We start from the raw sequence: 11,324 nt of genomic DNA, 5'->3' as shown, positions 1-11,324 counted from the left end.
TGTTTACTTTTTTGGAGGTGGCGAAATTGTAAATTCGTCTTGGGTTTTGTAGGGAATACGACCATTTACAGTAAGCTCTGTTACAAGATATATTTTTACTTCCTTCATGTTTTTCAATCCACCTTTTATAATATCTTTGATGATACTAATGGCTGATGTCGCAACGGCTGTAATAATCTCTGTAATTCCACCAATGCGAATACGAAAAGGTGTTTCTGCACTCGGTTGTATAGTGTGTATTTGGCTTTCAACTTGAGAGGATAAAAACGGCTCATTGATTTTTACATCTTCTGCACTTTTATAGACTTTTACAAAAGGATGCGAAATTTTTAAACTCGTTTGGCTTGGGTTCTGAACAGTTACATCCACGTAAACCACGCCCTTAGATACAGTAGGCTTCGTTTTGAGTACGATTTTATCACCTGTATTCTTTAGATTGGCTAAGTAATAAGTACCAAATATCACCCCTACTGCTCCTGCTGTTCCTGCTATTTTTGCACCTGTATTCATAATTATTCCTCTGGTAATTCTTCTTCATCTGGGTCGTAATCGGTTTGTGAGCTATCATACATTTCTTCTTCAGTATCTACTCCACTTTTTTTCATCATGTTTAAAGTAGCCAGAATGATAGGTGTTGCTGCTGCTATTACCGTAGCTGTAGCAACTTCTCCTAATCCGTTTACTTCATTTTCGTAAGAATCAAATTCAGATAGATAAGGAACGACACCGTTTAAAGGCACTTTACGGTCTTTGTTTCCACGTCCTTTCAAGATTGCTTTTTTGAGGTTTTTCTTTTTCCCTCCTAACTTCTCAACTGTGCGCTCTAATTTTGTGAGTGTTTTTTTGATTTTGCCTAGTTTGTTCAAATCAACTCCTAATTTTTGAGCTTCTTGGGGACTGAGGTAACCGTAACGAAGACGACTAGACATCTTTTTCATGTCAATTTTTGCTGCTGCATAAAGTCCATTTCGGATGGCAGATAAGGCAGGATTAAAACGTTTTAAAAAACCCCAAATCTTCCTACGCCTTTTTTTTCGTTTGGCTTTTTTAGCCTTGCGCTTGTTTTTTTTGGCTGCTTTTTTAGCTTTTCGTTTCTTTCCATCTAATCCTTCTAAATCTAAATGGTCGTCTTCATAAATGAGAGAGGTAGTGTCGTTCCTTTGCATCTTTCTAAAATTATCTATCTACTAATTTATTGACTAATACTATCCGTTTTCTTTTCTAATAATTGGTTGGTAAGCATAGACAAAGTTTTTTTGATTTCGTCTAAACTAGCTTGTTGTAAAAGTTGAGATTCTCGCATCTCTTGATGCGTTTTAGAAATTTCCTCAAACTTACTTTCAAACTTGGTTTCTCTTTGTTCTAGTTTATCGAATTTTTTATCAATACTTGTTTCAAGGCTTGTAAAATCATTATCAATACTTGTTTTAAGTGTTGCAAATTCTTTATCGATACTTGTTTCAAGACGTTCAAACTCTTTATCAATGCTTGTTTTAACGTGAACTCGGATTTTAACTAATTGACTTTCAGTGTTTTATTTACTTATTTCAGTTATTTTTGTCAAAAAAGGCTAAAAAAGGTTATTTTTGAATAGCTCTACTCAACTTTAACCTCTTTAGCCTTATGTTTGACAAAACTATAAAATTCGACGAAGACCACCTAATCGGTATTTTTTATTTAGTAGATGAGTTCTGTTTACAAGCTCAATCTTATGTATCTAGTAAATGGGTGGGAACAAAAAGCAGTTCCACTTTCACCCCTTCTCCTACTCGTCTTCCCCAGTTATCAGCTAGTGAAATAATGACTATTTTAGTATATTATAATTACTCAGGTTATAAGAATTTTCAATACTATTATCAACGTTTTGTGTGTAACGATTTAGTCCCTTATTTTCCTAAACTTTGCTCCTATAACCGATTTTTAGAATTAATAGAAAGGGTAAGTTTACCTATGTATGTACTCGCCAAACTCCTGTGTGCTAAAAGTGAAGAAACAGGTACTTACTTCATTGATTCTAAGAAAATAGTTGTTTCTGATAATCGTCGTATTCACTCTCATAAAGTGTTCAAAGACATTGCAAAACGAGGAAAAGGGTCAATGGGGTGGTTTTTTGGATTTAAACTTCACTTAGTCATCAATCATTTAGGAGAGGTAATGGCTTTTGAAATTACAGCAGCAAATAAGGCTGATAATAACCACAATCTACTCAAAAATTTATTAAAAAATTTGAAAGGAAATTGCTTTGGTGATAAAGGATATTTGACAAAACTTTGGGAACAACTCTATGAAAAGGGACTTAAAATGATAACTAAAACAAAAAAAAATATGAAGAATCAACTCATCACATTGAAAGAAAAATACACACTTAGAAAAAGAGCCATTATTGAATCTGTAAATGATATTTTAATTTCCGTTTTTGACGTAGAACATTCTAGACATAGGAAGCCTATAAACGCATTTACGCATATGGCAGCTACAATAGTAGCTTATCATTTCTACCCAGAAAAACCTAGAATATTTGTACCTAAATAATACCGAGTTCACGTTGTTTTAAGTGTTTCAAACTTTTTATCGATACTGTCTTCAAGTAGTTTGATTTTATTTTCTAGTTCTAGTATCTTTTTTTTATGCTCTTTTACATCAAAAAATAGATTAATAAAACGCCAAATCAAGCCACCAATTCCCAAACTTTGAAGTGTAACCCAACCAATTACAATTTTATCTAATTGTTCCATTGTAATTGGTGTTTTGAATCGTTAGGCTGCTTTGTTGCCGAATAAACGGCTACCAGAGTTGTATAAAGCTGCTGTTGCAAGAACATAGCGTACACAATCTTCGATAAACTCTTCTACTTCATCGTCTTGTAAATCAAAACGTTTTGCAAAAGATTGAGCTACGTTTTCTACCTCGCTACGGTATAAATCTTTAAGCTCTGGAACAGTCATTCCTTTGAAGTTTTGGACAGATTCGCCAAAAGGAACTAAAGCAATAGCAATTCCCATACCCTCGGTTAGAGTAATTTTTTTGTCTTGAAGTGCTGTGCCAACAGTATTGGCAAATGCACCTAAATTACCGAAAAAGGCTTCCGTATGAACGGTTGAAAGTGTATTTTGAATAGACATGATATGTAAAGTAAATAGTAAGTGAACTTAAATGAGAAATGAAAAAAATCTCCTACCCCTTTCTGTAAAGAATAGGAGATTTTTATAAGTATATATTTTCTATTGGCTTGTGTTTGCTCCTAACTTGCCTTTATATTTCGTAGACTATTGACTTTCTCAATGGGGACTACATTGGTATTCCTTTGTGAATAATCTTTTGTGGATAGTTCCGAAAATGACCGTTGTACGATAACCTGTACAAAAGAAGTAGTAGGGTAATTGCAATCTGACCTATTTATATTTGTATCGTTCCTCGTGGGCAATACAAAATCAATCGTAGATAAAATTGGAATACTTGGACTACTATCCCTATTGAAAATTTCGGTATCAGTAATGATTAGAATTACTGTATGATTAACTCCAAAAGAAGTTATCAAATCAGTACCAACATGGGGATTACCAATAAGTACAATATCGTGGTCTGGAGTGGGGGAGTTGTCAGCAAAAGCATCTAATGAAATGCTTGCGACAAGAAAGAGCAGAAGAGTGAAAATAATAAGATTTCTCATAATAAAATAAGTGGTTTGATGAAAAATAAATAAGATAGTTTTATCCTTTATTGCTATACAAACTTACGAGAGTTGCCAAACCTGCTTATCAATTTCTATCACTTTCTATCATTTTATGTTACTTTTTGACTATGAATGATAATTACTATCAATTTCTATCAATTAATGATAATTAAAAATGTAGCCTAAACCGTTGAAAGTCCGTATCTTAGCATAAGAATAAAGAACATAAATAAACCACTTACTATTTTTATTTAGATTTTTAAATTATGGACAGTTCTGCTTGTGCTTCTGCAATCCCTTGCACCAAAACACACACGCAAGCGCAAAAAATAAATTTACAAGGTACATTACCTGTGTGTAAACCACTCAACAGAAAAGAGGTAATGTTACATTATGGAATAGAAAGCTATGCAACGCTCAAAAAATGGCTATTGCCTATCAAAGACAAAATAGAGGGAAAAAATAGAAGAATGTTCTGCACACCAGAACTAAAAATTATTAGGGAGCATTTGGACGGTGTGCCTGTGGAGTATTGAGCATAGAAAAACCCACACCTTCCATAGTGTGGGTTTTGTGTTTCATAAAATTACTCTTTTTCTTCAAGCTCTGTTTCTTTTACTGTTATTTGTTCATTCATCAGCATAGGCAGTAACCAGTCTCGTAGGTCAGTGAGTTGTTGGTTTTGACTTTGTAATAACTCTCTTTTATTTCTAATTGGTGTAACAATATTCTCGAATTTTGTTTCAATCAACCTTTCTGGTCTAACAACAAATAATTTTTTAATTCCCTTTACATTTAAACTTGTGAAGAATGCCCCTTGGTCTGTATTCCAAGCAATTTGACGTTTCATGTCAATTCCATCGAATGTCATAAAAAAATAAGTTGGAGAAATTGATAAAGGTCTGATAGCAGTAATATTTCTTCCAATACCTGAAACTAATTTATTTGGAATTTGTGCTGTTGCTCCAACTCTTCCTGCATTTGTTATGACAACATCATTTGTTGTAACTTCAATTCTACTCGTCCATTTCTCGTAGTCATTTTTTGAAACAAAATATCTATTACTTAAATCAATTAGCCCATCATCTCTTAGATTTTCTAATTGAAGTAAATAATATCTTTCATCTTCAAAATTATAATCTGGCTTCTTAGAATGCAAACAATCCACTATCCTACAACATTCAGTAATTCTCTCAGTTTTCCATCTTTCAGGAATCACTCTCTTTAGTTCTTTATTGTACACCATCTTTCCTCCACTACTTTTGTAAGGTTTACCTTGTTCATTTGGAAAATCAAACTGCACAAACCAATAATTGTATAACGTTTTTGTCATCGCTTCTAATTCTTGGTTGATTTTGTTATTAAGTTCGATTTTTGCATCTAATAAGGACAGAGTATTAGCTATATTATTTTGAATAGATAAGGTGGAAGGAATGTCAATTACTAGTTCTTCAAAGAATCTACGAGATAGATAGGGAATTGTTGTAATTGACGCAGCTCTTTGCAACATAGAACCAACTTTATTTAGGTAATAATATAAATATTCTATATCTATTTTATTTGAACCCACAAGTCCTATGAACGTTTGATTAGTACATAAAGGCTTTTTTGTTATAGCTGTTGTACCAATAGATGCACTACAAGTAAATAAAAGAGTGTTAATAGGATAAACTCGAAGATTCATTTCCTTAATTGTCTCTGTGGAAACATTTTGATTAGATAAACTTTCTGATAAATACTTACCATCAACATCCTCTATTCTACACCATGGTATATTTCCACCAAATACTTTAGGTTTGTCTCTCATAGGGACAATAAAGTCAGTAATTACTTGTTTCAGTTTAACTCTCATAACTCAAACGATTTAAATTATTCATAATTTCCAATTCTAATTCTTTACCCTCAGAAAAGAGTTTACTTAAGTTATTTTCAAAACCTTTCATTTTAGCTTCAAACTCTTCTGTTGTGATATCCACATATTCAATTTTTATCTCAAAATACTGTCCAGCACTTAGGGAGTAGTTTTTTTGTTTGATTTCGTCATAGCTTACCACAACTGAGAAATTATCCACTACTTTTTTCTGATTGAAGGTGTCAATAATTTGCTGTTCTTCATAAGAAGTGAGTACAGTTTTTTGATTTTTACCTTCTTTAATGGTTTCACCCAAATTAGAAGCATCTATCAAAACAACTTTATCATTATTACTTTTATCTAAAAAAATGATACTTACATTTGTACCAGTAGTCGCAAAAATATTGCTTGGCATACGTACTACCCCTGCTAACATTTTGCTTTCTACCATCTTCTCACGAATTTTTTTATCGATACCACTCTGTGCAGTAATAAAGCCTGTAGGTACTACAATAGCTGCTTTTCCTTTTTTACTCAAAGAATACATGATATGTTGCAGAAATAACGTGTAAATAGCCATTTTATCTTTTTCCTTTTTTCGTATTTTAGGAATGCCAGCAAAAAAGCGTTCGTTATTCTCCTTACTATCTAAATCATCTCTATAATCCGAGAAATCAAGTTTGAAAGGTGGATTAGAAACGATATAGTCAAACTTTTCTAGGTTACCCCCCTTATCTTTATGGTAAGGATGAGAAATGGTATTACCTTGTATAATATTCTGAATAGAATGTACTAAGTCATTTAGAACTAGATTCAAGCGCAAAAGACTTGATGATTTTTGACTTATATCTTGTGAATATATGGTACATTTACTTTCTCCTATGGCGTGAGCAATATTCATCAAGAGCGTACCTGAACCAGCCGAAGGGTCATATACTGTTACGTTTTGGTCAGGTTCATTTACCAAAATAGCAGCCATAATTTTGGCTACTGCATGAGGCGTAAAATACTCGGCATATTTCCCTCCACTATTGGTATTGTAGTCTTTGATTAGATACTCAAAAATAGTAGCATAGAAGTCGAACTTCTGATTAAAGATATGCTCAAAGTTCACACCTACTAATTTATTGATGATAGCCTTCGCAAAATCATCACGCTTACCACTATCACTAATATATTGGGTAATACGCTCAAAAAGCACTACCTTAGCTCCTCCATCAGTTTTTACTGAAAAAATATCATTATTACTAATAGCAATATCTAATAAGGTATCATCAAGAAGTTTAGCAAAATCGCTTTCATTTTGTCGGCTAAATAGTTCAGATATAAAATGTTCTGGTTTCAGCTTGGCTACATCAGCTCTCAACTGCATTACCAACATTTCATACTCATCTTCTGAATAGGATTTTAATGTCTCTTCCCAATTATTAGCTTCTTGTAATTTTGGGTCAAGCTTTTTTAGCTCAAAAGCAAACTTATCATTCAAAAACTTATATAAAAAGATTTGCGTAATAATTTTAAACTCATTGCCATCATTTCCTAAACCATAATTAGCACTAATGCTTTTTAGGCTATCAATGAGATTTGTTGTTTTTTCTTTAAAATCTAAGTCGGTCATATTCTTCCGTAGAATTCGTTAATGTATTCATTCACAACCAAGTTATTGATATACTTGGTAGAGTCTGGATTCAAATTAATTTTATTTTTATTTTTGAATTGGTCAATTACCAATCGCATCATTTCGGTACTAAAGTAGCTTTCATTTTCCAATAAACGTGTATTTTGCAGTACATGTACATCAGCATCATTCTTTACGTTTATCAGAGCTTCAAAAATTTGGCTTTCTTTTGCATTTAAGCTCCCTTTTTCTACCAACCTTTTATGAATGCGAGCATATTTAGGGTCGCTATTGTATTTATCTTTTAGTAAGTTGTTTTGTCGATTTAGTTCTTTGATTTTATCATAAATCTTAGAAAGTGCGCCAATGTTTTGTCGCATTTCGTCTTGCGTAACTTCATCAAGGTTTTTCTTATCGAAAAGACGTTTCAATTCTTCATACAAAGAAACAAATTCTGGGTCTTTTTTGTCGAAATTATTTGCTAAAGTTTCTCTAGTTTTTCTTAGAATATCTTTGAGTTGGTCTGCTAAAACCAGCTCCTCTTCTGATATTTTGGTAAAATGAAACAATACATCTTCTAAAGCAACATTGAGCAAGTTAGTATTGTCAATATTATTTTTTAAGGCTTCCTGTGTATTTAATAAAGCTATATGATTATCTACTTCTCTGTAAAGTTGTCCTAATTTCTTAAAATCAATCTTATCAAGCAAATCATAATGCCCAAACAAGCGTATTAGATTGTATAAACTCTTAGCATTACCTAACGCTTTTCTGATTTGTAATACTTGTTCTCGGTCTTGAATTTGAGTAATTTGTTGCGAGAATAATTCAGCATTGGTAGTATTAAAATGGAATAAAATATCTTTTATCTCTGCTATTTCTTGTTCAATATCTTCTTTTGACTTGAATAAATCAGAGTAAAACTCCATTTCGTCGCCTAGTTCGGCTTGTAGCTCATCAAAATAGGCTTTGTTGGTTGCATCAAACTCTGCTTTTATGTCTGCGAAATCTACTACAAAACCATATTTGAAATTTTTGTAGGTACGATTTACCCTTGTAAGAGCTTGTAGTAGGTTATGACGCTTAATAACTCGCCCAATGTATAGCTTTTTTAATCGTTTGGCATCAAATCCAGTCAAAAGCATATTATACACAAAGAGAAAGTCTATTTTTCCTTCTTTAAACTCTTCTACCAAATCTTTTCGCTCTTCTTTCGTGCCTATATCATGTAAAATAAGAGCTGCTGTTTTCACTCTGTAAGTTTCATGTCGCTTGGTCTGCTCATCTTGTCCTTTGTTGCCATTAGCATATTTTTGATTAAAAATTTCAAACATGGCTTTTGCTTGCTCCGAACTATCGCAAACTACCATACCTCCAATAGAAGCATCAGTAAATGTCAATCGACTTTTTTCAAAATCATTGACAATATAATCAAGCATAGGCTCTACAAAGTTTGGATGAGAAAACACTTTTTTCTTCTCTATATCGCCTTTAAGTACCTTAATTTTTTCTAAAGCATCTTGAAGTACCACTTTATAATCGCTGGCTATCTCTTCACGAATTAATCGCAAAGTATATCCATCAGCAATAGAAGCATTGTAATAATATTTATGGATATAATCGCCAAATAAATCTTTAGAGTAGTAATCTTTAGTAATGAGTGGCGTTCCTGTTAGTCCAATCTTAATAGAGTTGGGGTCAGATTGTGTTAGGTTTGCTAAAAAACTACCTTTTGGATTGTAGCTTCTGTGTACTTCATCCAAAAAGTAAATACGTTGTATCTTAATATCATAGTCTTTTGTTTCGACTACATTGGCTTCATCACTAAATTTTTGGATGTTTACGACTGTTATTTCGGCTCTGCCTGAATGATTGTGAAGAGCAGTAGTAGTTTTGATAGACTTTGTAAAATCATTTTTTGAATTTACAATATGTACTATAAGCCCTCTAGCTGTAAATTCTCTTTTGGCTTGTACTAATAAATCTATACGGTCGACAATAAAATAGAATTTAGGGATTACCTTTTTATTTTGAAAATAATCTGTTAGATAGCGTACATTATAATATGCTAAAGCTGTTTTTCCACTTCCTTGTGTATGCCAAATAATACCTTTTCTAATTCCATTCTCTAGTTTATTTTCAATAGCTTTAGTAGCAAAAATTTGAGGGTAACGCATAATGTGTTTCTCAATTCCTTTACTTTCGTCCACATAAGCAATCGCATATTTAAGCATAAATGCTAGTCTGTCTTTACTGAATAGAGAAGTAGATACACGATTTGTTGGTGTATTGGGGTTCTTATTAGTTAAAAACTCAGGAGAATTTTTGACTACAGTAAGATTATTATCTTTCAAGACAAAGTTTTCAAGGTCATCGTTTTCATCTGCTAATAACTTTGATAAGTCTAAATTATGCTCTTCTCGGAAATAATTAAAAATGGGCTGATGATAAGACGGAGATGCATAAAAAGCACCTTTCAATGGTTCAACTTCTTCATTGTTATACTCCATATTATTGGAGAAAACCATCATTTGAGTAATATTTACAAACTTTCTGAATTTCTTATTCTGAAAGCGTTTATTAATACGTTCTCGTTCAGCAATAACTCCATCACGATTATTTGGTTTTTTTACCTCAATAAATACTAAAGGCATTCCATTGACTAAAAGAATAATATCAGGTCTAAACTCTTCATCCCCATTTTTATAAGGTAATTCAGTCACAACATGGAATGAATTATTTTCAAAATTTTCAAAATCAATTAATTTTGTTCCTGAATCACTAATAAGTTTTTCATAAAAAGCTCTTCCCAAATCTTCATTATCAAGTAGGAGAGAAGTATCAACTAAAAGTCTTTCTGCTTGGTCTGTATCAAGTTCAGGATTTATTTTACAAATAGCTTCTTTAAATATGTCTGTGAAAATATTTGTATTAATGTCCCAAACAGCATTTTTTAGTGAAACATACTCATAACCTAGTCTGCATAAATGCAAAATAGAAGGTATTTTTACTCTTGAATCTTCGTTAAATTTTGTCATAATCCATAATCTAAAGGAAATTGCTAACTTAATATATACTAAGTCTATATTTTTTAATGTATTATTTCAATTTTACCTGTCTCAAAGCAATTTTTGAGACTCAAAACTGGAGGCATATTTTTTATTGCTTCCATTTGATTTAGTCTTTTATCTGTTTTTGCATTATCAACCCAACAAATGATTAAATCACAATTTTTGTCTGATTGCATATGATTGTGTGTAATGTAATTGTAGCTTTCATACTCAAACTCTACATCTAATTCAAAGTTTCGCTCTTTTGTCTTCCTCTTTTTTACTTGCTGACAAAGAATAGATGCATCAGGAAATTTTTCACGAACATATTTTATTGTATTAAATTCTATATTATCGCCCTTCCATTCAAATGGTAGTTGTCTTAAAAATTGAAACATCACACAAAATAATGCTACTAAACCCATCTCATCAATTGGCTCGTACCCAAACAAATCGCTAATCTGTTTAAAAAATTTTGCTTTAAGTGGATTACCAAAAAAATCTTTTTCATTTGTTCCTTTTGCTTGCCTTTTAGCTCTCTTACTTTGTCGTGATTGTTCTTTACTTTTCTCAATATTAATGGATATCACTTCTTCTATTTCTTCCTTTGATAGCTCCGTTCCATGCGCTGCTACTATTGTTACAACCCCTATAACATCAGCTAATGTCGGTTTGTATATATCCTTTTGAGAAACATCATCATTACCCTTTGTTTGTCCTCTCTTCTTTTGTTTTTGATATTGTTCATCTTTCTCTCTAAAGCATTCAAGCACCAGTTTTCGTGTTTTGTCGTTCTGTATTTCTGCAATAACTCTTAAATGGGTTATCAACATTAGTTCTCCAATCTCTTCTATTGTGAAACTTTCTCTTATCGTAATATAGTTATTAGCTGTTTGAGGACTTATACCTACTTCTGTTCTAGTGTAGTTATTAAACGTACTAAACTGGCTAACGTAGCCTTTTTTATCTTTTACTATTTTCAACAAATCTCCTGCATTCCAAGCTGCAATACCTGAGTTATCTACTTGGCTAATAAATTCTTTAAGTTGTTTTGTATCTTTTTTAAGTTCTTGTTCTGCTGTCATTTATTTTCTACATCAAGTGATAAAACAAATACTATAACGAACAACA

At 32.2% G+C, this 11,324-nt stretch carries 11 protein-coding genes; 2 read left to right on the top strand and 9 right to left on the bottom strand.

The features are described from left to right. Positions 1–3 precede the first annotated feature (3 nt). Together V9L04_RS01545 and V9L04_RS01540 are read right to left on the bottom strand one after the other, a co-directional pair. The gene (locus tag V9L04_RS01545; RefSeq protein ID WP_338792303.1) at positions 4–510 is read right to left on the bottom strand and encodes a hypothetical protein; all 507 of its coding nucleotides are present in this window, start codon (positions 508–510) and stop codon (positions 4–6) included. Between the two features lie 2 nt (positions 511–512). Continuing rightward, complete coding sequence (locus tag V9L04_RS01540; protein WP_338792302.1) at positions 513–1,166, bottom strand: hypothetical protein; 654 nt, start codon at positions 1,164–1,166, stop codon at positions 513–515. A gap of 457 nt (positions 1,167–1,623) precedes the next feature. Here V9L04_RS01540 and V9L04_RS01535 point away from each other — a divergent pair, with 457 nt between their 5' ends. Further along, positions 1,624–2,532, top strand: a complete 909-nt coding sequence (locus tag V9L04_RS01535) for an IS982 family transposase (RefSeq protein ID WP_338792301.1) — start codon at positions 1,624–1,626, stop codon at positions 2,530–2,532. 8 nt (positions 2,533–2,540) lie between these two features. Here the strand turns inward: V9L04_RS01535 and V9L04_RS01530 are convergent, their stop codons facing one another. From V9L04_RS01530 to V9L04_RS01520, 3 genes are all read right to left on the bottom strand, one after another. Further along, complete coding sequence (locus tag V9L04_RS01530) at positions 2,541–2,735, bottom strand: hypothetical protein (RefSeq protein WP_338792300.1); 195 nt, start codon at positions 2,733–2,735, stop codon at positions 2,541–2,543. 21 nt (positions 2,736–2,756) lie between these two features. After that, a complete protein-coding gene (locus tag V9L04_RS01525) occupies positions 2,757–3,122 on the bottom strand; it encodes a hypothetical protein (RefSeq protein ID WP_338792299.1) in 366 nt (121 codons plus the stop codon). 119 nt (positions 3,123–3,241) lie between these two features. Next, positions 3,242–3,670, bottom strand: a complete 429-nt coding sequence (locus V9L04_RS01520; RefSeq protein ID WP_338792298.1) for a hypothetical protein — start codon at positions 3,668–3,670, stop codon at positions 3,242–3,244. A 269-nt stretch (positions 3,671–3,939) separates the two neighbouring features. On the opposite strand from V9L04_RS01520, the gene V9L04_RS01515 reads away from it, so the two are divergent. Then, positions 3,940–4,209 carry a hypothetical protein gene (locus V9L04_RS01515; RefSeq protein ID WP_338792297.1) on the top strand — a complete coding sequence of 90 codons (270 nt, stop codon included), beginning with the start codon at positions 3,940–3,942 and terminating at the stop codon, positions 4,207–4,209. A gap of 50 nt (positions 4,210–4,259) precedes the next feature. Here V9L04_RS01515 and V9L04_RS01510 read toward each other — a convergent pair whose 3' ends face one another. The 4 genes from V9L04_RS01510 to V9L04_RS01495 are packed head-to-tail and all read right to left on the bottom strand — an operon-like array spanning position 4,260 to position 11,278. Further along, a complete protein-coding gene (locus V9L04_RS01510; protein ID WP_338792296.1) occupies positions 4,260–5,525 on the bottom strand; it encodes a restriction endonuclease subunit S in 1,266 nt (421 codons plus the stop codon). Next, positions 5,515–7,143 (bottom strand): class I SAM-dependent DNA methyltransferase, encoded by a 1,629-nt coding sequence (locus V9L04_RS01505; protein WP_338792295.1) that lies wholly within the window; start codon positions 7,141–7,143, stop codon positions 5,515–5,517. The genes V9L04_RS01510 and V9L04_RS01505 overlap by 11 nt, the downstream gene beginning before the upstream one ends. Continuing rightward, positions 7,140–10,181: a type I restriction endonuclease gene (locus tag V9L04_RS01500; RefSeq protein ID WP_338792294.1), complete on the bottom strand. Its 3,042-nt coding sequence runs from the start codon at positions 10,179–10,181 to the stop codon at positions 7,140–7,142. Before V9L04_RS01500 ends, V9L04_RS01505 begins: the two co-directional genes overlap by 4 nt. 53 nt (positions 10,182–10,234) lie before the next feature. Further along, entirely contained in the window at positions 10,235–11,278 is a 1,044-nt protein-coding gene (locus V9L04_RS01495) for a hypothetical protein (protein ID WP_338792293.1), read from the bottom strand. Positions 11,279–11,324: the final 46 nt, after the last annotated feature.

Source organism: Bernardetia sp. MNP-M8, assembly GCF_037126285.1.
Taxonomy (GTDB): Bacteria; Bacteroidota; Bacteroidia; order Cytophagales; family Bernardetiaceae; genus Bernardetia.
This window is presented reverse-complemented; position numbering and strand designations above follow the sequence as displayed.

Coding starts and splice junctions, on each gene's coding strand:
- V9L04_RS01545 (WP_338792303.1), bottom strand. CDS start 510: ATGAATACAGGTGCAAAAATAGCAGGAACAGCAGGAGCAGTAGGGGTG.
- V9L04_RS01540 (WP_338792302.1), bottom strand. CDS start 1,166: ATGCAAAGGAACGACACTACCTCTCTCATTTATGAAGACGACCATTTA.
- V9L04_RS01535 (WP_338792301.1), top strand. CDS start 1,624: ATGTTTGACAAAACTATAAAATTCGACGAAGACCACCTAATCGGTATT.
- V9L04_RS01530 (WP_338792300.1), bottom strand. CDS start 2,735: ATGGAACAATTAGATAAAATTGTAATTGGTTGGGTTACACTTCAAAGT.
- V9L04_RS01525 (WP_338792299.1), bottom strand. CDS start 3,122: ATGTCTATTCAAAATACACTTTCAACCGTTCATACGGAAGCCTTTTTC.
- V9L04_RS01520 (WP_338792298.1), bottom strand. CDS start 3,670: ATGAGAAATCTTATTATTTTCACTCTTCTGCTCTTTCTTGTCGCAAGC.
- V9L04_RS01515 (WP_338792297.1), top strand. CDS start 3,940: ATGGACAGTTCTGCTTGTGCTTCTGCAATCCCTTGCACCAAAACACAC.
- V9L04_RS01510 (WP_338792296.1), bottom strand. CDS start 5,525: ATGAGAGTTAAACTGAAACAAGTAATTACTGACTTTATTGTCCCTATG.
- V9L04_RS01505 (WP_338792295.1), bottom strand. CDS start 7,143: ATGACCGACTTAGATTTTAAAGAAAAAACAACAAATCTCATTGATAGC.
- V9L04_RS01500 (WP_338792294.1), bottom strand. CDS start 10,181: ATGACAAAATTTAACGAAGATTCAAGAGTAAAAATACCTTCTATTTTG.
- V9L04_RS01495 (WP_338792293.1), bottom strand. CDS start 11,278: ATGACAGCAGAACAAGAACTTAAAAAAGATACAAAACAACTTAAAGAA.